13 protein-coding genes, 1 tRNA gene and 1 pseudogene are annotated in these 20,757 nt (G+C 64.0%); 11 read left to right on the forward strand and 4 right to left on the reverse strand.

What is annotated here, in order from left to right; all coding sequences use genetic code 11:
- Positions 1-17: 17 nt before the first annotated feature.
- The 3 genes from HBF24_RS16395 to HBF24_RS16405 form a co-directional block, all read right to left on the reverse strand.
- On the reverse strand, positions 18-1,136 hold the full coding sequence (locus HBF24_RS16395) for a homoserine dehydrogenase (protein WP_343162787.1): 1,119 nt from the start codon (positions 1,134-1,136) through the stop codon (positions 18-20).
- 329 nt (positions 1,137-1,465) lie between these two features.
- The gene (locus HBF24_RS16400) at positions 1,466-3,433 is read right to left on the reverse strand and encodes a bifunctional 2',3'-cyclic-nucleotide 2'-phosphodiesterase/3'-nucleotidase (RefSeq protein WP_167175451.1); all 1,968 of its coding nucleotides are present in this window, start codon (positions 3,431-3,433) and stop codon (positions 1,466-1,468) included.
- Between the two features lie 60 nt (positions 3,434-3,493).
- Positions 3,494-4,603: a glycerophosphodiester phosphodiesterase family protein gene (locus HBF24_RS16405; RefSeq protein WP_240922645.1), complete on the reverse strand. Its 1,110-nt coding sequence runs from the start codon at positions 4,601-4,603 to the stop codon at positions 3,494-3,496.
- Between the two features lie 249 nt (positions 4,604-4,852).
- Between HBF24_RS16405 and HBF24_RS16410 the strand changes: the two genes are divergently transcribed.
- The 11 genes from HBF24_RS16410 (at position 4,853) to HBF24_RS16460 (ending at position 20,547) form a co-directional block, all read left to right on the forward strand.
- Positions 4,853-6,427 carry an amino acid permease gene (locus HBF24_RS16410; RefSeq protein WP_167175454.1) on the forward strand — a complete coding sequence of 525 codons (1,575 nt, stop codon included), beginning with the start codon at positions 4,853-4,855 and terminating at the stop codon, positions 6,425-6,427.
- Between the two features lie 259 nt (positions 6,428-6,686).
- Positions 6,687-8,600, forward strand: a complete 1,914-nt coding sequence (locus HBF24_RS16415) for a M61 family metallopeptidase (RefSeq protein WP_167175455.1) — start codon at positions 6,687-6,689, stop codon at positions 8,598-8,600.
- A gap of 59 nt (positions 8,601-8,659) precedes the next feature.
- Positions 8,660-10,600 (forward strand): M61 family metallopeptidase, encoded by a 1,941-nt coding sequence (locus HBF24_RS16420; protein WP_167175457.1) that lies wholly within the window; start codon positions 8,660-8,662, stop codon positions 10,598-10,600.
- Positions 10,601-10,839: 239 nt separating this feature from the next.
- Positions 10,840-12,768, forward strand: a complete 1,929-nt coding sequence (locus HBF24_RS16425; protein ID WP_240922646.1) for a M61 family peptidase — start codon at positions 10,840-10,842, stop codon at positions 12,766-12,768.
- 209 nt (positions 12,769-12,977) lie between these two features.
- Positions 12,978-13,652, forward strand: coding sequence for an ABC transporter ATP-binding protein (locus tag HBF24_RS16430; protein ID WP_167175459.1), 675 nt, complete (start codon positions 12,978-12,980; stop codon positions 13,650-13,652).
- The gene (locus HBF24_RS16435) at positions 13,639-15,564 is read left to right on the forward strand and encodes an HlyD family efflux transporter periplasmic adaptor subunit (RefSeq protein ID WP_167175461.1); all 1,926 of its coding nucleotides are present in this window, start codon (positions 13,639-13,641) and stop codon (positions 15,562-15,564) included. The genes HBF24_RS16430 and HBF24_RS16435 overlap by 14 nt, the downstream gene beginning before the upstream one ends.
- Positions 15,561-16,778, forward strand: a complete 1,218-nt coding sequence (locus HBF24_RS16440; RefSeq protein WP_240922647.1) for an HlyD family efflux transporter periplasmic adaptor subunit — start codon at positions 15,561-15,563, stop codon at positions 16,776-16,778. Before HBF24_RS16435 ends, HBF24_RS16440 begins: the two co-directional genes overlap by 4 nt.
- Positions 16,775-18,013: an ABC transporter permease gene (locus HBF24_RS16445; protein ID WP_167175463.1), complete on the forward strand. Its 1,239-nt coding sequence runs from the start codon at positions 16,775-16,777 to the stop codon at positions 18,011-18,013. Before HBF24_RS16440 ends, HBF24_RS16445 begins: the two co-directional genes overlap by 4 nt.
- A gap of 81 nt (positions 18,014-18,094) precedes the next feature.
- A complete protein-coding gene (locus HBF24_RS16450) occupies positions 18,095-18,979 on the forward strand; it encodes an NAD(P)-dependent oxidoreductase (RefSeq protein WP_277344557.1) in 885 nt (294 codons plus the stop codon).
- Between the two features lie 93 nt (positions 18,980-19,072).
- A tRNA-Arg gene (locus HBF24_RS16455) sits at positions 19,073-19,149 on the forward strand.
- 177 nt (positions 19,150-19,326) lie between these two features.
- Complete coding sequence (locus HBF24_RS16460; RefSeq protein ID WP_167175467.1) at positions 19,327-20,547, forward strand: integrase arm-type DNA-binding domain-containing protein; 1,221 nt, start codon at positions 19,327-19,329, stop codon at positions 20,545-20,547.
- 63 nt (positions 20,548-20,610) lie between these two features.
- Here HBF24_RS16460 and HBF24_RS16465 read toward each other — a convergent pair.
- Positions 20,611-20,757: pseudogene (locus HBF24_RS16465) on the reverse strand (IS256 family transposase); the annotation flags it as partial.

Raw genomic sequence — 20,757 nt, forward strand, 5'->3', positions numbered from 1 at the left:
AGATCGATTCATGATGTTCATGCGGCGGCCCCCAGGCTGGCGGCCACCCGCAGCAAATCGGCGAATACGCCCGCGGCGGTGACCTCGGGTCCGGCGCCCGGCCCCTGGATCACCAGTGGATTGGCGCAGTAACGCTGACTGTGCAAAGCGATGATGTTATCGGTCAGGCGTCCGTGTGCGAAAGCGTGATCGGCCGGTAGCGCCTCCAGCGCCACGCGTGCGCCACCCGAGGCATCCAGTCGCCCGACATAGCGCAACACGTGGCCGGCAGCGCGGGCCCGTTCCAGGCGTTGCTGGAGCGGGGCGTCGATCTCATGCAAGTGTGCCAGTGCCTGCTCCAATGGCAGTGCGGCCAGCGCGGCGGGGACCAGTCCGTCCACCTGTACCTGGTCCAGGCTCAAGTCCCAGCCGGCTTCCCGGGCCAGGATCACCAGCTTGCGCGCCACGTCCATGCCGCCCAGATCCTCGCGCGGATCGGGTTCGGTGTAGCCGGCGGCGCGCGCCTCGTGCACCAGCGTCGAGAACGGCTGGCTGCCGTCAAAGCGATTGAACAGCCAGGCCAGCGTGCCGGAAAACAGGCCTTCGATGCAGGTCGGGGTGTCGCCGGTGTCGATCATCTCGCGCAAGGTCTGCACCACTGGCAGGCCGGCGCCGACGGTGGCCTCGTAGCGCCATTGCGCGCCCGACTGGCGCGCGGCATGAGTGGCCGCATGCCAACGGCGCAGGTCGCCGCTGCCGGTGTGCTTGTTCGGTGTCACCACGTGTATTCCCACACCTAACCACTGCGGATAGCGCGCCGCCACCTGGGTGCTGGCAGTGCAATCGACCAGCACCGCGTGATGGTCCTGCGCGCGCATGTGCTGGCTGAGTGCCTCCAGATCAGTGGCCGACTCGACACCGTTCAGGTGCATGCGGCGGCTGTTGGCCACGGCGCACAGCGGCAAGGCCAGTCCGCGCGTGGCCAGACGCGGTGCGGCGTCGCGCAATTGCTCGAGCAGCGCCCGGCCGACCTGGCCGGGACCGATCAGGCCGACGGCCAGCGTGCGAACCGGGGACGGCTGCGGCGCCGGCAAATGGGCCGAGCCGACGCCAAGCGCGTCCAGCGAGGGGTCGAACAATAGCGACGAGCGTTTCACGGGTGCCTCCTGGTCAAAGTGAGGCCCCTGCCGCTGCGCTTCGGGGAGAGGATGGTGTTGGCCGGCCCCTTCCCTTGGCGAGGGTGGGGGCCGTGGCGTTGAACCTTATCTGCGCACGAGCTCCCGACCCCCGCCGGTAATGGTGGTGGTCGTGGTGGTAATGATCGTGGTCGCCGGCACGCGCGCACTGGCGGTCGTCGGGGACGACAGCAGCAGATGGATGGCGCGGGTAGGCATCGGGTTCATGCCGTCGAAGCTAGGCCTTGCATCTGCCTGCTGTCAAGCGCGGGACGTCCAAACGGCCAAACTGGCGACATGACCATGGGTTCTTAGGGGCGGGATAGGTCGACGCCATAGGTGGCGCTTCCATCATCGTGTGTGTTGAGAAGATAAACTCCGTCCAGGCCGTCCTCATGCGCCAGTGCCAGCTTGCCTGCGGCGCTGCGGAAGGTCACCGGGCCGCGCAGGGCCAGCGGCACGAACTGCCAGCTGCGTGTCGGCAGGTCCTGGCGGTGCAACCGTGGGTGCTGGCGCAGCCAGTCGATCAGCACCTCGCGGTTGCTGTCAGGCGCATTGAGCACCGTATGGCTGCCGTCCAGACCGGGGAAGTGTCCACCGCCACTGGCACGATAACTGTTGGTAGCGACCAGGAGTGGCTGCGCAGGATCGACCGGCCGGCCATGCCAGCTCAGCTCGACAACACGCTGGCCGGGCCGCTGGCTGGGGTCGATGCGATAGTGCAGGCCCTCGCCCTGGATCTGATCGAAGTTGTAACCGGGCAGGTGGCTGCCGATCAGCGCCTGCTCAGTGGTGACGGATGGGTCGATGCGGTTGAAGCGCTCGGCACTGCGTTCCAGCCAGGCTTTCAGCAGCGTGCCGTCGATGCGCACGGCGGCCAGTGTGTTGGGATAAAGGTAAAGGTCGGCCGCGTTGCGGATGGATAGCTCGCCGGCGGGTACATCGGTGTAATCGCTGGCACCGCCAAAGCCGGTACGGAAGGCCGCCGCCGCCGAAAGCACCGGTAGTCCCTTCAGATCGGGCCGGTTCTGCGCCACCCAGTGCCGCACATAGTCGTGCTGGGCGGCGTTGATTGCCGCCAGCGCGCTGACATCGCCGAGGTCGGCAAAGTAGCTGCTCATGCGGAAATCACTGCGCCCGATGGGGGTTTTCACATATGCGATGGCGCCCTCGTGAGCCTGTTGCACCAGCGCCTCGATGGCCGGGTCGGCCGGCACGCAGTCGTGCTTGCCGGCGCAGATCGGGCGCACCTGGGCGTGCGATCGGTCGCGGTCGACACGCCACTGGTCCTCGCGATAGACCAGTGCCAGATGCAGTATGCCCAGGTCCCGGCCGAAGTAGCCGCCCATCACCGCCGGCACGCCGCGTACCGTGCCCCGATGGGCATCGACCTGGTCCATGCCGACAAATCTCGGCCCTGGAAATTGCGTGTGCTGATGGCCCAGCAGCATGGCGTCGATGCCCTTGACGCCGGCCAGATACCAGCCGGGGTTCTCCATCGACGTGGTGTATGGCGCGGTGTCCAGGCCACCGTGCAGCATGGCCAGCACCAGGTCGGCATGGGCCGCCTTCAACTGAGGCAGGTACTTTTTGGCTGCCTCCACGGCGCCCAGTACGTGCACGCGCCCGTCAAGGTGGCGCTTGTCCCATTGCATGATCGGCGGTGGCGCAAAACCGAGCAGGCCGATGCGCAGCGGCACCCTCAGAGCCTGCCCCTCGGCGGTATAGGCGACAACGGTACGCTCGAGCACCTTATAGGGTGCATACAGTGGCTGGCCGGTCTGGTTACTGAAGACGTTGGACAGCACCAGTGGATAGTCCGGACCCTTACCGTGGTGCTCGGGCACATCCTTGACCCTGAATGGCGTGCCGGTGACCTGTGACAGGAATGCCAGGCCGTAGTTGAACTCGTGATTGCCTATGGTGCCGGCGTCGTAGCCGATGGCATTCATGGCCTGGTAGATGGCCAGCTTCTGGTCGCAGCCGATCGGCTTGATCTGGGCCTGATAGTCGGCCAGCACCGTACCCTGGATGGTATCGCCGTTGTCCAGCAGCAGCGTGTTGGGCCAGGTACGGCGTGCCTGCGCAATCAGTGTGGCGGTGCGCGAAAAGCCCACCCGCCGGTCGCGAGCCAGTCGGTAATAGTCATAGCCCAGCACGTTCGTGTGCAGGTCGGTGGTCTCCAGCACCGTCAGTGTGGCCTTGGTGCCATCCGGGGGTGTGGCCTGGCTGGCCAGGGGCAGGGCGAGCAGCAGGGACATCAGGGGGCGCAGGCGCATGGCAAGGCTCGGACGGTGACGTCGAAGCCGATGGTAGCAACGCGGTGGCGCGTTGGCATGTCAGGGCCTGTCGCGTTGCAGCCAGGTATCGACCGCCTGTCGTCCCAGCGCCGGATCGTCGGTGAAAAAGCCGTCCAGGCCGTCATCCAGAAAGCGTGTGATCTCGGCGATGGCGCCGGCATCGCAGCGCGCGTTGATGTCACCGGGGCCGCGGTGTTCCGGCGGCAGGAAACGGTTTTCCGGGCGAAACGTCCAGGCATGCACTTCCAGGCCGACGGCGTGGGCGTCGGCGATCAGCGGGCTGGCCTCGCCGCGCCGTCCGGCATCGTCCGGTGCGCGCAAGCTGTCCAGGCCCGGGCCGATGGCGTCGGCATAGCGAGCCACTTCGGCCAGGCCGCCGGGTTGCATCAACGTGCCGTAGCGCAGCGGCTGCGCATCCTGGGCATGGTCGAACGGGCACTCATCCGGCTCACCCAGCAGTTGCAGCAAGGTGATGTTCTCGATGTGATCGGCATCAAGCATGGCGCGCAGGCGGCGCAGATTGCCCACCTCGAATGACTGGATTTCCACCGGTGCGCGACAGGTGTACGGGTGCGCGTGCAGCATCTTGAGCAGGGGCGCCTCCATGCCCAGCCCCAGGTGCTGGAAGTGGGTCGGGTGCTTGATCTCGGGAATCAGGCCCAGTGGCCGGCCGGTCTCGGCGGCCTTGCGCGCCAGAAGGTCGATGATTTCCGCCAGCGTGGGGATGGAAAATCGTCCGTCGAAGTGAGTCGAGCGTACCTCGGGCAGGCGTTCTCGCGCATGCAGCGTGCGCAGCTCGGCCAGGGTGAAGTCCTCGCAGAACCAGCCCAGCATGTGCATGCCGTCGACGCTGCCGGCACGCCGACGCGAGGCGAATCGCGGATGCCGGGCGACGTCGGTGGTCGAGCCAATCTCGTTCTCGTGCCGTGCGATCAGCACGCCATCGGCGCTCATTACCAGGTCCGGCTCGATGAAGTCGGCGCCGTCATCGATGGCTCTTTCGTAAGCGGCCAGGGTGTGTTCGGGGCGCAGCGCGCTGGCACCCCGGTGGGCGATCACCCAGGGCGGTCGGCGAGGCAACGTGCGAGGGGCGCGGGACGTAGGCATGGTGGTGCGTCGGCCGGCGGTCAGGGCTTGCGATCGTCGCATGCGTGTGGTGCTGCCGTCATTGTCAACAGCGATTTTACGATTAGGGCGAAATGGGCTGTCACAGGCCATTTTCACATTATCTTCGCCATGGCAATGAAAAATAATCAAGAACTGTCAACCACTTGAATCAAGCCTCGAAAATTCAACACGTTGAAGCGTCTCGCTCAGCGTCACTTCAGCTTGCCGTTTAGCAACTGGTTGGTTTTATCGCTATAGTGAATCACTTGTACGTATTACGGAGAGGAGCCTATGGGGCTGTTTGCGAAAGTGACCCGGCACAAATCCGTCGAGCAATTGCAGTCGGAAGCGGGCAAAAGCACCGACTTCAACCGCACCATGGGGGTGTGGCAGCTGACGGCGATCGGTATCGGCGCCATTGTTGGTGTCGGCGTGTTTGTGCTGGCACCGAACGAGGCTGCGCTGAACGCCGGCCCGGCCATCATTCTGAGCTTCCTGGTCGCGGGCATCGGCAGCGCCTGCGCGGCCCTGTCCTATGCCGAGTTCGCCGGTATGATTCCGGTCACCGGCAGCGCCTACACCTACGGCTATGCCGTGCTGGGCGAGTTGCCTGCGTGGATCATCGGCTGGGATTTATTAGTTGAATACGCCTTGATCGTGGCGGTCGTCGCGGCTGGTACGTCCAACTACCTGCAATCGCTGATCACCCAGGTGACCGGGTTGCATCTGCCGGTATGGATGCGCGGCGCCTACGATCCGGCTCATCCCGACAGCGGCCGCGTGGTCAACATCATTGCCGTGGCGGTGTCGCTGGGCATGGCCTGGATCCAGATCATGCGCACCGAGATCGGCGCGCGCTTCAACGCCATCGTGGTGACCATGAAGGTGATCGGCGTGGCCATCGTCATCGCCGTGGGCGCGTTCTACGTGCATACCAGCAACTGGAGCCCGTTCATCCCGCATCTGATCCACGACTCGACCGCCACCGGTGGCACGCGCTATGGCGTGGATGGCGTGCTGGCAGCGGCCAGTATCGTGTTCTTTGCGGTGTTCGGCTACGACACCCTGACCACGGCCGCGGAAGAATCGAAGAACCCGCAGCGCGACCTGCCTCTGGCGGTGGTGCTGTCATTGGGTATTTCGCTGGCGATGTACCTGGCCATCTCGCTGGTGCTGACCGGCATGGTGCCTTACAACGGTTGCGTTGATCCGAGTCAGGCCGCCGGCCAGTGCTCGCACATGATCCTGGCCAGCGATGCGCCGGTGAGCGCCGTGTTCGAGGCGCGTGGCCTGCACTGGGTCAGTGGCATCATCGATGTGGCCGCCGTCTGTGGCATCGCCAGCGTGGTGTTCGCCTTCATGCTGGGCGCGGCGCGTATCTGGTACGCGCTGTCGCGTGACGGCCTGCTGCCGCGCTGGTTTGCCCGTGTGCATCCCAAGTACGGCACGCCGTATCGCCCGACCATGGTGCTGGGTATCTTCACCGCGCTGTCGGCCGGCTTCTTCCCGATCCGCGAGCTGGCCGAGCTGATCAACATCGGCACGCTGTCGGCGTTCATCGTCATCTGCGCCTCGGTGCTGATTCTGCGCGTGACCCAGCCGCACCTGGAACGCCGCTTCCGCACGCCGGCACTGTGGTTGCTGGCGCCGCTGGGCATCGTGTTCTCGCTGTTCCTGATCATCGGCTGGCCGTGGGTAACCAATGGCCAATTCCACATGATCGGTGGCCTGGATTCGGTGACCATCTGGCGTTTCGTGGTGTGGATGGTGATCGGCCTGGCGATCTACTTCTTCTACGGCATCAAGCATAGCTCGCTGGCCGGTACCCAGCGTGGCGACAACGTCGATCTTTCGAAGAAGAACTAAGCCGCCGGCGGGCCGCCCTGGCCTGCGAGCGAGCTGACTTGAACGGCCGGTGCCCTCGCACCGGCCGTTTTTTTGTGCGCGGTGTATTCGGCCATATGACATCTGGCACGCGGAGCGGTTCGGTTCCATGGCCTAGAGTCGCAAGGTCCAGTGGCGGGGAACCGGCCGTGGCGTGCTTCTCAAGCGTGCCTGCCCGACCGCGCCGTTTGCTCATTCAATCGACCGCCGCGCCGGTCGTGCCGTTCGGGAACATCACGCCGTGAAGCCTTCCACTCTTCGTTTTACCCGCCTGTGCGTCGCACTGGGCGCTGCCCTTGTGGCCAGTTCCGCCGTGGCCGCCGATTCGGCGCCGCTCGACCAGCCCTATCCGGGCGGCACCCTGAAGGTGGATGTGGATCTGACGCGTGCGCCCAAGCGCATTTTCAGCGTCCACGAGACCATCCCGGTGGCCCACGATGGCGCCATGGATCTTTGGTATCCGAAGTGGATTCCGGGCGAGCATGCGCCGTCCGGCCCGATCAGCAATATCGCCGGCCTGATCATTACCGCCAATGGCCAGCGCGTGAAGTGGCGCCGTGATCTGGATGACATGTTCACGCTGCACCTTCAGGTGCCCAAGGGGGCCAAGGAGCTGCACGTGCAGTTCCAGTTCCTGTCTTCCGGTGGCGGTGAGTTCGGCTCCAGCGCCTCGGCCACCACCAACCTGCTGGACATGGAGTTCAACCAGGTCGCGTTCTATCCGGCCGGTTATTACTCGCGCGACGTGCAGATCCAGCCGACCGTGCAGCTGCCGGCGGGCTGGAAGTTCGCCACCGCCATGCAGGTGGCCAGCCGTGACGGCAACGCCATTACCTTCAAGCCGGTCAGCTTCAACAACTTTGTCGATTCGCCGCTGATCGCCGGCGAGCACTTCAACAGCGTCAACCTGGCGCCGGGCGCCAAGGTGCCGGTGCACCTGGATATCGTCGGTGACAGCGCCGATGACGTGAAGGTCAGCGATGCCGAGCTCAAGACGCATCGTGAGCTGATCAAGCAGGCCTATGCGCTGTTCGGTGCCCACCACTACCAGCACTACAACTTCCTGCTGACGTTGTCCGATCACACCGGCCACTTCGGCCTGGAGCATCACCAGTCCAGCGATGACCGCCTGCCGGCCGACAGCCTGACCGACAAGACCATGGCCATGCGCGTGGCCAGCCTGATGCCGCACGAATACGTGCATTCGTGGAACGGCAAGTTCCGTCGCCCGAATGATCTGTGGACGCCCAACTTCAACATGGTCAAGCGCGACGACCTGCTGTGGGTGTACGAGGGTCTGACCGACTACTGGGCCGGCGTGCTGACCACCCGCTCGGGCATGTGGACGCCGGCGCAATACCGCGACGCGATGGCTTCCATCGCCGCGGCCATGACCTACCGCACCGGCCGCGACTGGCGTTCGCTGCAGGATACCGCCGACGCTGCGCAGCTGACCTATTACGGTGGCGGTGGCTGGGGCAACTGGCGTCGCGGCACCGACTTCTATCCGGAAGGCCAGCTGCTGTGGATGGATGTCGATACCAAGATACGCGAGCTCAGCCATGGCAAGCGCTCACTGGATGATTTTGCCAAGGCCTTCTACGGCATGGAAAACGGCAGCTACGTCACCAAGACCTACAGCTACGACGATGTCATCAACACCTTGAACAAGGTGCAGCCGTACGACTGGAACCACTTCCTGCGCCAGCGCCTGGATTACGTCGGCAAGCAGCTGCCGGAAACCGGTCTGGCCCGTGGTGGCTGGAAGCTGGTCTTCAACAGCACGCCGAGCGCGTACGACAAGGCCACCGCCAGCCTGCGCCATGGCATCAACCTGGCCTATTCGATCGGCCTGTCGGTGCGAAGCTCCGGCGACATCGCCGACGTTCAGTGGAACGGTCCGGCCTTCAAGGCCGGCCTGGTGCCGGGCATGAGCATCGTCGCTGTCGATGGCAAGGACTTCTCGCCGTCGGTGCTGAAGGACGCGGTGGCCGCGGCCAAGGACGACAAGGCGCCGATCACCCTGCTGGCCAAGAACCAGAATCAGTACAGCACGGTGCAGATCGACTACCACCAGGGCCTGCGCTATCCGCACCTGGTACGCGTCAAGGGTCAGCCTGATCGCCTCGACGCGATCCTGAAGCCGGCCAAGTAATCCCGAGGTGCCCGGCGGCGCGATGGCCGGGTGTCCCCCACACTCCAAGGGAGTTTTTCATGCTCAAGACCACCCGACTCGCCGCCGCCGTGCTGGCGACCACCTTCGGCCTGGCCGCACTGCCGGCCCTGGCCAGCTCCGGTCCGCAGCCGGTGCCGTTCAAGCACGATGTGCCGGCCCCGCGCGATGTGGCCTACCCGTACGGCACCATGAAGCTGCATGTGGACGCCACCAACCTGGCCCAGCGCATCTTCGACGTGCGCGAACAGATTCCGGTCAGTGCCGGCCAGGTGACGCTGCTGTATCCGAAGTGGATTCCGGGTGATCACGAGCCCAGCGGCCCGATCGACAAGTTCGCCGGCCTGACCATCACCGCCAATGGCAAGACGCTGGCTTGGGAGCGCGACCCGGCACACGTGTACGCCTTCCACGTCACCGTGCCCGAGGGCGTGAAGACGCTGGACGTGCACTTCCAGTTCCTGTCGGCGCAGAACCATCGCGAGGGTCGCATCATGATGACCCCCGAGATGCTCAGCCTGCAGTGGAACACCGTGTCGCTGTATCCGGCCGGTTATTTCGGTCGCGATATTCCGGTGCAGGCCAGCGTCAAGCTGCCGGAAGGCTTCAAGTTCGCCACCGCGCTGGAAGTGGCCCACAAGGGTGCCGGCAACGACGTCACCTTCAAGACCATCGATTTCGAGAACCTGGTCGATTCGCCGATGGTCGCCGGCAAGTACTCCAAGCGCTTTGACCTGAACCCCGGCGGCAAGACGCCGATCCACCTGGACGTGTTCGCCGACCAGGCCAAGGATCTCAAGGCCGACAACAAGCAGATCCAGGCCCACCGCAATCTGGTCACCCAGATGAAGCGGATGTACGGCACCTTCCACTTCAATCATTACGACTTCATGCTCTCGCTGAGCGACAAGCTCGGTGGCATCGGCCTGGAGCATCACCGCTCCAGCGAGGATGGCGCCAGCCCGGGCTACTTCACCAAGTGGGAGCAGAACTGGTACGGCCGCGATCTGCTGGCGCACGAGTTCAATCACTCCTGGGACGGCAAGTACCGTCGCCCGGCCACGCTGTGGACGCCCAACTTCAATGTGCCCAAGCGCGATCATGGCCTGTGGGTATACGAGGGTTTCACCCAGTACAGCGGCTACGTGATGGCCACCCGCGCCGGCCTTTGGGACAAGAAGCAGGCATTGCAGATGCTGGCCATGGTTGGCGGCACCTACGACCGCGGCCGCCCAGGCCTGTCCTGGCGCACCATCTGGGATACCACCAACGATCCGACCATCGCCCAGCGTGCGCCGTTGTCCTACCGCAACTACCAGATGAGTGAGGACTACTATTCCGGTGGTCAGCTGATCTGGCTGGCGGTCGATGCCAAGATCCGCAGCCTCACCCACGACAAGCGCAACCTCAACAACTTTGCGCGGGCCTTCTTCGGTGTGCATCCGGGGGCGTGGGACATCAACACCTACACCTTCGATGACGTGGTCAATACGCTCAACAGCGTGGCCAAGTACAACTGGGCCGACTTCCTCAACAGCCGCCTGAAGGGTCACGGCAACCTGTCCAAGGCCTTCAACGACGAAGGCTGGAAGCTGGTCTATACCGATAAGCCTGGCGATGCCATCAAGGGCATGCAGAAGCACTACCACTTCGTTGATCTGTCCTACTCCATTGGCATCCGTGTCAACCAGAAGGGCCAGATGAGCGATGTGCTGTGGAATGGTCCGGCGTTCAAGGCCGGTCTGGCCCCGGCCATGACCATCGTTGCCGTCAATGGCAAGGATTACGACCCGGACGTGCTCAAGAACGCCGTGGCCGACGCCAAGGACAGCAAGGCACCGATCAAGCTGCTGGTGAAGGACTTCAACGAGTACAAGACCATCGCCATTGATTACCACGGTGGCCTGAAGTACCCGCATCTCGAGCGCATCAAGGGCAAGCCGGACTACCTGTCGCAGGTGCTGGCACCGATGCAGAAGTAAACCACCGGCTCGGCCGTCCGGCCGACATCGTTGGATAAAAAAGCTCCGCGACGCTGGTGTGTCGCGGGGCTTTTTCTTTGCCTGTGCACCCCGCCCGGCGAGGGAAGCGGTGTCCCCGTCCTGTTTGCATGCCGATCGGCACGTGGCGTCGGGCGCGTGCTTGCGTAGTTTCGATCAGATCGCATCTACCGCCGTGGCTGGCGGGCGCGCCTGAGTGGCGCGATTTCACGGGAGACACCATGTACAAGACCACCACGCTGGCCGCAGCCATGCTCGCGGCGTCCTTCGGCCTTGCCGCCACTACCGCCATGGCCAGTGACGGCCCGCATCCGATCAAGCCCGAGTACACCGTGCCGGCGCCGCAGGATGTAGCCTATCCGGGCACGCTGAAGCTGTCGGTGGATGCCACCGATCTGGCCCACCGCATCTTCGACGTGCACGAGACGGTGCCGGTGAAAAGCGGTGCGGTCACGCTGCTGTTCCCGGAATGGATTCCCGGCCATCACTCGCCGACCGGTCCGATCGACAAGCTGGCCGGGCTGACCATCCACGCCGCCGGCAAGCGCCTGGAGTGGGAGCGTGATCCGGGCAACGTGTATGCCTTCCACGTCAATGTGCCCGAGGGCGTCAGCACGCTGGACCTGCACTTCCAGTTCCTGTCGCCGCAAAGCCGCAGCCAGGGCCGCGTGGTGATGACGCCGGAAATGCTCAACCTGCAGTGGAACGATGTGGCCCTGTATCCGGCCGGTTATTACGGCCGTGATATCCAGATCCAGCCCAGCGTGACGCTACCGGAAGGCTTCAAGTTCGCCACCGCGCTGGAAGTGGCCGGCCACCATGGCAACACGGTGCAGTTCAAGCCGATCGACTTTGAAAACCTGGTCGATTCACCGATGTTCGCCGGCAAGTACTACAAGCGCATCGACCTGGATCCGGGTGCGAAGACGCCGGTGCACCTGAACGTGTTTGCCGATCAGGCCAAGGATCTCAAAGTCACGCCCGAGCAGATCAAGGCGCATCGCAAGCTGGTGCAGCAGATGTACAAGATGTACGGCGCGCACCACTACAACCATTACGACTTCCTGCTCGCGCTCAGCGACAAGATGAGCGGCATTGGCCTGGAGCATCATCGTTCCAGCGAGAACGGCTCCTCGCCGGGCTATTTCACCGACTGGAAGAAGAGCTGGCTGGGCCGCGACCTGCTGGCGCACGAGTTCAATCACTCCTGGGACGGCAAGTACCGTCGTCCGGCCGGTCTGTGGACGGCCAACTTCAACGAGATCAAGCGCGATCACGGCCTGTGGGTGTACGAGGGCTTCACCCAGTACAGCGGCTACGTGATGGCCACCCGCGCCGGCCTGTGGGACAAGAAGCAGGCGCTGGAAATGGCGGCCTTCGTCGGTGCGCGTTACGACAAGGGCCGCCCGGGCCTGTCCTGGCGCACCATCTGGGATACCACCAACGATCCGACCATCGCCCAGCGTGCGCCGTTGCCGTACCGCAATTACCAGATGAGCGAGGATTACTACTCCGGTGGCCAGCTGATCTGGCTGGCGGCTGACGCCAAGATTCGCGACCTGACCCACAACAAGCGCAATCTCAACGATTTCGCGCGCGCTTTCTTCGGCATGCACAACGGCGCCTGGGACATCAACACCTATACCTTCGATGACGTGGTCAACACGCTCAACGGTGTGGTCAAGTATGACTGGGCCAGTTTCCTGAATAACCGTCTGAAAGGCCATGTGAATCTTTCCAAGGCGTTTGCCGACGAAGGCTGGAAGCTGGTCTACAACGACACCCCGTCGCCGGCGGTCAAGGCCATCGAGGCGCGTCGCCACTATGCCGACCTGACCTACTCGCTGGGCATCAGCCCCAACGGCAAAGGCCATATGGGCGATGTGCTGTGGAACAGCCCGGCGTTCAAGGCGGGTCTGGCCCCGTCGATGACCATCGTCGCGGTCAACGGCGCCGACTACAGCCCGGAACGCCTGACCGACGCGGTGAAGGCGGCCAAGGACGACAAGGCGTCGATCACGCTGCTGGTGAAAAGCTTCGATCAGTACAAGACGGTGCAGATCGACTACCACGGTGGCCTGAAGTATCCGCACCTGGAACGCATCAAGGGCAAGCCCGATTACCTGTCGCAGGTACTCAAGCCGCTTTAAGCAAGCCGTTTATCGCACCATGCCTGAACAAAGCCCCGCGTCGGTCGCACGACGCGGGGCTTTTTGCTGCCGCCAGAAAAGCACGAGCAATGCCATCAGGGCCTTGGCAGTCATGTGCGGTTTACGCTAGGTTCAATCTGAAGGCGGCCGGAGGGGTCGTCCTGGCGCCACGCCGGCGTCTTGCCTCAAGGGATGATGAGGATCCAGGCATGGTCGAGCTGGAAGCGATCGAACGACGCTATCGCGTGGGCGGACAGACCGTGCATGCGCTCGATGGCGTGGGGTTCTCGGTGCCGGCCGGGCAGTTTGTGGCCATTGTCGGGCCGTCCGGTTCGGGCAAGTCGACCATGCTCAATATTCTGGGTTGCCTGGACCGTCCCGATGCCGGCGCCTACCGGCTGGAAGGCACCGACGTTTCCACCTTCGACGATGAGCGCGCCAGCGATTTCCGCAATCGGCGCATCGGTTTCGTGTTCCAGTCGTTCCATCTGCTGCCACGACTGACGGTGATGGAAAACGTGATGCTGCCGCAGCGCTTTCTGCGTGGCGAGGCTGGCGATCTGCAGACCCATGCCCGCCAGCTGCTGGAACGCATGGGCCTGTCGCAGCGCCTGGATCATCGCCCGGGTCAACTCTCGGGTGGCCAGATGCAGCGCGTGGCCATTGCCCGTGCCTTGCTGATGCGGCCGGCCCTGCTGCTGGCCGACGAGCCCACCGGCAACCTGGATTCGAAAAGCGCGGCCGATGTGCTTTCGCTGATCGGCGAAGTGCATGCGCAGGGCCAGACCGTGATCATGGTGACCCACGACAACGAGGTGGCCGCCTCGGCACAGCGGCAGATCCATCTTCGCGACGGCAAGGTGTTCGACGATGCGCTGGCCTAAGCGTCCGCGCACCGGCCTGCTGCTGATGCTCGAGCTGGCTATGAGCGTGCCGGCGGCGGCCACCGTGCTTACCGGTCAGGTGCGCTCGGCCGGCGCCCAGCACATCTATACCCCGCCTTCGATGAGTTCGCCGGTGGTGTTGCGCTATTTCGTCGAAGACGGCGAGCACGTGCACAAGGGCCAGCCGGTGCTGCGCATCGATGCCAGCCAGGCCGAGCAGCAATTGCAGACGCTGGCCGACAAGATCGACAGCACACGCATCAAGGTGCAAAAGGAGGTGGCCGACCTGGAGCTAAAGCGGGTCGATGCCGAGCTGGCCTGGGTCAAGGCGGAGGCAGCCATGCGCACGGCGGCGGTCGATGCGGCCATCCCCAAGCGCCTGATCACGGCGCTGGACTACGACCGTTATCAGGGCACCTACACCAAAACCCAGCGCGAGGCCGCACTGGCTCGAAAGAAGCTGGCCGATGCGCGCAAGGCGGTGGCCGACAAGCGCCGCGCCGGCAAGCTGGAGGTACAGAAAAGCCAGCTTTCGCTCAGTTTCAACCGGCGCTACGCCGAGGGTGCCACGGTGAAGGCGGCGCGCGATGGCACCGTGGTGCATCTGTTCCAGACCAACTTCATGGCCTCCAGCACTGGCAGTACGCGCTACGAAGAAGGCTCCACCAGCTACCCCGGTGAGGAAGTGGGTCAGGTGGTCAATCTCGGAGGACGCCACACGGTGCGTGCCTGGGCGCTGGAGCCCGATCGCAAGGGCCTGCACCAGGGCCAGACCGTGTACATGCATTTTGATGCGCTGCCCGGCTCGCAGGTCACCGGCACCATCACGCACATTTCCGGTATTCCGGCGGCCAAGCCCGAGTGGGGCGAGGGCGCCTATTACAGCATTGATATCCAGCCGGACAAGGCCACCTCCAGGCTCAGCCTGCTGCCGGGCATGAGCGTGCGTGTGGATACGCAAAAGCCGCAGGCGCATGTCGCCGTGGCCCAGCACCAGGGCACCATCCAGGCCACCGGCAGCGTGTATGCACGCAAGACCATCAACCTGATGCCGCCAGCCATCCCCGGCGTGTTCCAGCTGACCATTTCGCAGATGGTCGACGATGGCGCCACGGTGAAGAAAGGTCAGCAGCTGGTGGTGTTTTCGGCCAACGACCTGATGCAGAAATTGCCCGGCAAGCGCAGTGAGCTGGCCGAGAAAAAGCGCGCCCAGGAGCAGCTGCGCCTGACGCTGGCCGACAAGGCCAAGCAGGCGGCACTGGCCACCGCGCAGGCCAAGGCCGACGACGACAAGGCCCGCCGCAAGGCCAGCCAGCCCAAGGATTACATCGCCGGCATCGACTACAAGAAGCTGTTGATCGACCGTGACAAGGCCGACCAGGTACTCAAGCTGACCCGCGAGCGCCAGCGCGTGGCCGCCGAGGATCGCCAGGCCCAACAGCGCCAGGCCGATGCCGAGGTCAAGCAAGTGACGCAGCAAGTGGCGCGCATGCGCAAATCCGTGGCCGCACTGCAGATTCACGCACCGCGCGCCGGCGTATTCCTGCACGGGCACGGTTTCGATGGCAGCTCACTGGATACCGGCAGCCAGGTCTGGCGTGGTGTATCGGTGGCCAACATGCCCGACATGCACTCGCTGGCGGTGCGCGCCAGCCTGCCCGAACGTGACCTGCACCGCGTGCGCACCGGCGAGGCGGTCAGCGTGGTGCTGGCCGGTGGCTCGGGGCGTCATCTGGACGGACACATCCAGTCCATCGGCCACAGCGTGCACAGCAAGTCACGCGCCGAGCCGGTGCCGGTGGTCGATCTGGACATCAACCTGGATCACGCCAAGGGCGTCAAGCTCAAGCCGGGCCAGCCGGTGCAGGTGGAGATTGCCCCGCAACCGGTGCGCGAGGTGGCATCACGATGATGGCCCGGATCTGGCGTAAAGCGCTTTCGGCCAGCCTGCTGCTGGGCCTTGCCGCATGTGGTCACGATGCGTCTCAGGGCGCGCTGACCGAAACGGTGAAGCCGGCGCCGCTGCAGCTTCAGGTCCACGGTAGCGGCGAGGTCAAGGCGGTCACCGCCACGCCGCTGATCGTTCCCGGCCAGCAATGGTCGCGCCGGCAGCTGGATTGGGTCTTGCCCAATGGCACGCCCGTGCACAAGGGACAGCTGGTGGCGCGCTTTTCCGCTGACAGCAGCCGTCAGGACCTGGATCAGGCCAAGCTCGATATCCGCCTCAACGGTCTGACGCGCATCGGCAAGGAGCAGGATCTTTCCCAGCAGCGCGGGCAGTTGGGCGTGGATCGGGCCGATACCGCCACGCAGCTGGCCATCGCACATCGCTACGCGCATGCCGGTGAGCTGGCGCTGGCCCGCAACAAATTGCTGGACAGCGTGCAGGACGAGAAATTTCTCACCTTCAAGCAAGGCGTGCTGAACTGGCAGCTGGCGCAGTCGGCCTCCCGCGGCAAGGCTGAGCTTGCGGTGATCGATGCCAAGCTCGCCACGCTGGACATCAAGGCCAAGCAAAAGCGTGCCGACCTGAAAGCGCTGGAACTGCGCGCTCCGCACGATGGCGTGCTGGTGCTCAAGGCCGACTGGTCCGGTGTGCTGCCGCATGTCGGCATGAACATGTGGGCCGGCAACCCGATGGGCTCGTTGCCCGACACCACGCACATGGAGGTGCTGCTGGAAGTGCCTCAAGTGCAGGCGCAGGGTGTGGCGGTCGGACAGGTCGTGCGCCTGCATCCAGAGGGTGAGCCAACCCAGGCGATCATCAGCAAGGTCAGCTGGGTGGCGCCGGCGGCGCAGGCGCGCTCGCGTTCCAATCCGGTGAAATACGTCGGCGTGAAGGTACCTCTGCCACTCAAGGCGGTGCACCGCTATCACTGGCGCCCGGGCCAGCACTTCAGCGGCGACGTGGTGCTGCTTGATGCCAAGCGTGCCATCAGCCTGCCCAATGTCGCCATCGATACCAGCCGCGCCAGGGCCACGGTCCAGGTGGAACAAGGCGGTACCGTGGTATCACGCAGTATCGACCTGGGTGTGCGTGGAGCCTCGCGCTCGCAGGTGACCGGTGGGCTGAAGGCCGGTGACGTCGTGGTGATCAGTCAGCCGCCAAAGGATGCCAAATCATGACCCTGTCGGCGCCCTGGCGCGAAGCCATCGAGGAATTGTGGCGGCGCAAGCTGCGTACCCTGCTGACCTTGCTCGGCCTGATTTTCGGCGTCGGTGCCATCGTTGCCATGCAGGGCGTGGGTGAGGGCAGCCGGCGCGAGGCCTTGCGCATGGTCGAGCAACTGGGCCTGCACAACCTGATCGTGCGCGCCCAGCCCACCTCCAACGCCGATTCACTCAAGGAGCTGCGTACGCACAGTCTGGGCCTGAGCCTGGACGATGCGCGCGCCGCGTTGCATGTGGTGCCGGGCGCCGAGCGCTTTGCCGCCGAGAAGCGTATTCGTCCGCACAGTGTGTTCTCCGATGATGGCGGTGGCGAAATCGGCGCCAGTGGCGTGACGCCGGCCTACTTCGCGCTGTCTTCGTTGCACGTGGCGCAGGGGCGTGGCTTTACCGACGCCGACAGCCGAACGCTGGCGCCGGTGGCGGTGATTGGCCATCAGGCGGCGCAGACGCTGTTTCCGCATGGCGATGCCATTGGCCGGCTGGTCAAGGTCGACCAGGTCTGGCTGCATGTGGTTGGGGTGCTGGCCGACCGCGATCTGGACAAGAAGAGCTTCCAGGGCGTGGCGCTGCGCTCGGCCAGCAACGAGGTGTTTGTGCCGCTGGCCAGTGCCATGCAGCGCTTTCATTTCGAGCCCATGGCCAACCCCATCGATCGCTTCCTTCTGCGCATTCGCGATCCGTCGCAGCTGGCCGGTGACGCGCGTGTGCTGCAGCAATTGATCAGCCAGCGCCATGGCGGCGCCGACGACACCACGCTGGTGGTGCCGCAGCAGTTGTATCGGCAGAACCAGAAAACCCAGCGCATCTTTTCCATCGTCATGGGCTCGATTGCCGGTGTCAGCCTGCTGGTCGGCGGCATTGGCATCATGAACATCATGCTGGCCAATGTGCTGGAGCGACGCCGCGAAATCGGCCTGCTGCGTGCCATCGGCGCGCGCCGCGGCGACATCGTCGCGCGTTTTCTGCGCGAGGCCACGGTGATCTGCGTCAGCGGTGCCGTCATCGGGATTGTGTTCGGCTTGCTGTTGGCCTACCTGATTGCTGCCTTTGCCGGCTGGCAGGTGGCCTGGGCGCCGCTGCCGGTGCTGCTGTCGGCGGCGCTGTGCGCGTTGATTGGCCTGGCCTTCTCGGTGTATCCGGCGCGCCAGGCCGCCGCGCTGGACCCGATCGAGGCGATTCGCGCCGAGTAGGCTGAACAGGGCGACGTTGGTCGCGCTTGGCATGGCGGGCGTGCGTCCGCATCTCTACGCCATTCGTGCCAATCTCAGGAGATGCCCCGCATGTCAGCCAAGCCAACCGTTGCCGTCATCGGTCTGGGCGCCATGGGCCATGCCTTTGCCGCCAATCTGCTCAAGAACGGTTTCACCACGCAGGTGTGGAACCGCACCCGTTCGCGCGCCGACGACCTGCATGGCGCGCAGGTCGGCGATAGTCCCAAGCAGGCTGCCGCCAAGGCCGAAATCGTCATGACCATGGTCACCGATGCCGAGACTACCGAAAAGGTGATCTTTGGCGACGACGGCGTATTGGCAGGCCTCAAGTCCGGTGGCGTACTGGTGCAGATGGGCACCATCGGTGTGGCGCAGACTGATGCCCTGATCAAGCGCGTGGCCGAGGCGCGTGATGATGTGGCGTTCATCGATGCCCCGGTATCGGGCACCAAGACGCCGGCCGAGCAGGCCAAGATTCTGGTGCTGGCCAGCGGCGGTGACGAGGCCACCCGCACCCGCGTGCAGCCGGTGTTCGACGCCATCGCCAAGGGCACCAAGTGGCTGGGCGAGGCCGGCCGCGGCGCGCGCATGAAACTGGTCGTCAACGCCTGGCTGATCACCTTGATGCAGGCGGTGGCCGAAACCACGCGTCTGGCCGAGACGGTAGGTTTTTCCGGCGACGATTTCTGGGACGCGCTGGAAGGTGGGCCGCTGGCCGCACCCTACGTGCGTGCCAAGCTGGACAAGATCACCGGCGATGATTTCGAGGCGCAGATGGCCTTGCAGTGGGGCCTCAAGGATGCGCGGCTGGCCTTGCAGGCCGCCGGTGACACCGCCATGCCAGCGCTGCGTACCGTGGCCGAGCAGTGGAGCGACGCGGTCGATGCCGGCCTTGGCGAAAAGGATATCGCCGCCGTCTATCAGTATCTGAAAGCCAAGGGCTGATTGGAATTCGGGTGGGTGACGCAAGCCCCGTCCCTGGTGGCGCCATGATAGCGTAGGCGCCGCCAGCGCTATCGGCTACAATGCCCGCCACGCGCGCTCGTAGCTCAGCTGGATAGAGTACCGCCCTCCGAAGGCGGGGGTCGTGGGTTCGAATCCCGCCGAGCGCGCCAAATTCCCATCCAATGTTGTCCAGATAAGTCCAGGGTTCACGCTGAAAGCTAGTATGTAAGAGGGTTTCCTGTCCAATCTTGTCCTGAGCCGTCCAGTTGCATCCAGTCGAGAAGTGAGTAATGTGGTGAGTAAGGGGTAGCCACACCCGTCCATTTACTCACAAGGACGTTACTCACATGCTTTCGGATGCCAAGGTGCGCGCGATGAAACCGCGCGAAAAGGTCTACCGCGTTGCCGATTCCAACGGCTTGTGCATCGAGGTGCGACCGACCGGCGCGAAGCTATGGCGTTATCGCTACAGGTACCTTGGCAAGCCGAGCATGCTGGCCTTGGGGGAGTACCCCCTCAAGTCGCTGGCTGAAGCGCGAACAGAGCGGGACAAGGCTCGCGCATTGGTGAAGGCTGGAACCAATCCATCCCATGTGGTCAAGGCCGAGCGTGCCGCTCGGCAGGAAAACGCAGAGATTACCTTTGCGTCCGTCGCTCTTGAGTTCATCGCCAAACGTGAACGGGAGGGTATGGGAGCGGGCAGCGTGTCACGCGCTCGACGGCTTGTTGAAAAGGATCTCGCCAGTGTGGGAGGCCTACCAGTAGCTGACGTATCCGCACCGTTGCTGCTGTCAGCTCTTAGGAAGATGGAGGCGCGTGGCATCGTGTCCTCGGCCCACCGGGCAAGGGGCTTGGCAGGGCAGGTCTTCCGTTACGCCATCGCCACGGGACGAGCTGAGCGCAACCCAGCTGCCGATCTGATCGGCGCACTCGAGCACCGGAAAGCCAAGCACTTCGCCAGCATCATCCTTCCGTCAAAGATTGGGGAACTGCTTCGGGCCATCTACAGCTATCAAGGCTCACCGGTAACTATTGCGGCCCTCAAGCTGGCTCCCTTGGTGTTCGTACGTCCTGGAGAATTGCGGCATGCAGAGTGGTCAGAGATCGATCTGAGTAAAGCGGTATGGGATATCCCGGCTGAGAAGATGAAGATGAAGCAGCCGCATGTAGTGCCCTTGTCCAAACAGGCCGTGTCCATTCTGCGCGAACTTCAACCACTTACTGGGCGCGGGAAATATGTGTTCCCAGGTGTGCGTAGCATTCGACGACCAATGAGCGAGAACACCATTAATGCTGCCCTGCGCTACATGGGGTTCAATTCAGACACCATGACAGGCCATGGTTTCCGGGCAATGGCCAGAACTGTGCTCGATGAAGAGCTTGGCTTCCCGGTTGATTACATCGAACACCAGTTGGCTCACGCGGTTCGGGATGTCAACGGTAGGGCCTACAACCGGACGACGCATTTACCTGCGCGTCGGAAAATGATGCAAGCATGGTCGGAATATCTGGATAACCTACGGCTTGCTAAGGGTGAAGCTCCGCAACGGCTTTCAAGCGTTGGGTAGAGCCGAGTCCGCCAACAACCGAATAAGGGCTTGTGCGGAATTTTGTGTAAACGGGGGTTGAGCTTACAGCTGAGGCATGCGGTCCTCGAACTGGATCGTAAACCGGTTGAGCGCGGCCTTCCAATCACGGATCGGCAGCGTCCACTTGCGGCTGATGTTGCGTAGTGCCAGGTACAGCAGCTTCATCAGCGCCTCGTCCGTGGGAAAGGC

It is taken from the genome of Oleiagrimonas sp. C23AA, assembly GCF_011759385.1.
Classification (GTDB): Bacteria; Pseudomonadota; Gammaproteobacteria; order Xanthomonadales; family Rhodanobacteraceae; genus Oleiagrimonas.

What these genes read in the sequence shown, in the direction of transcription:
- HBF24_RS16410 (WP_167175454.1), top strand. Translation starts at nt 4,853, where the DNA reads ATGGGGCTGTTTGCGAAAGTGACCCGGCACAAATCCGTCGAGCAATTG.
- HBF24_RS16435 (WP_167175461.1), top strand. Translation starts at nt 13,639, where the DNA reads ATGCGCTGGCCTAAGCGTCCGCGCACCGGCCTGCTGCTGATGCTCGAG.
- HBF24_RS16445 (WP_167175463.1), top strand. Translation starts at nt 16,775, where the DNA reads ATGACCCTGTCGGCGCCCTGGCGCGAAGCCATCGAGGAATTGTGGCGG.
- HBF24_RS16420 (WP_167175457.1), top strand. Translation starts at nt 8,660, where the DNA reads ATGCTCAAGACCACCCGACTCGCCGCCGCCGTGCTGGCGACCACCTTC.
- HBF24_RS16450 (WP_277344557.1), top strand. Translation starts at nt 18,095, where the DNA reads ATGCCCCGCATGTCAGCCAAGCCAACCGTTGCCGTCATCGGTCTGGGC.
- HBF24_RS16440 (WP_240922647.1), top strand. Translation starts at nt 15,561, where the DNA reads ATGATGGCCCGGATCTGGCGTAAAGCGCTTTCGGCCAGCCTGCTGCTG.
- HBF24_RS16425 (WP_240922646.1), top strand. Translation starts at nt 10,840, where the DNA reads ATGTACAAGACCACCACGCTGGCCGCAGCCATGCTCGCGGCGTCCTTC.
- HBF24_RS16460 (WP_167175467.1), top strand. Translation starts at nt 19,327, where the DNA reads ATGCTTTCGGATGCCAAGGTGCGCGCGATGAAACCGCGCGAAAAGGTC.
- HBF24_RS16400 (WP_167175451.1), bottom strand. Translation starts at nt 3,433, where the DNA reads ATGCGCCTGCGCCCCCTGATGTCCCTGCTGCTCGCCCTGCCCCTGGCC.
- HBF24_RS16405 (WP_240922645.1), bottom strand. Translation starts at nt 4,603, where the DNA reads ATGCGACGATCGCAAGCCCTGACCGCCGGCCGACGCACCACCATGCCT.
- HBF24_RS16430 (WP_167175459.1), top strand. Translation starts at nt 12,978, where the DNA reads ATGGTCGAGCTGGAAGCGATCGAACGACGCTATCGCGTGGGCGGACAG.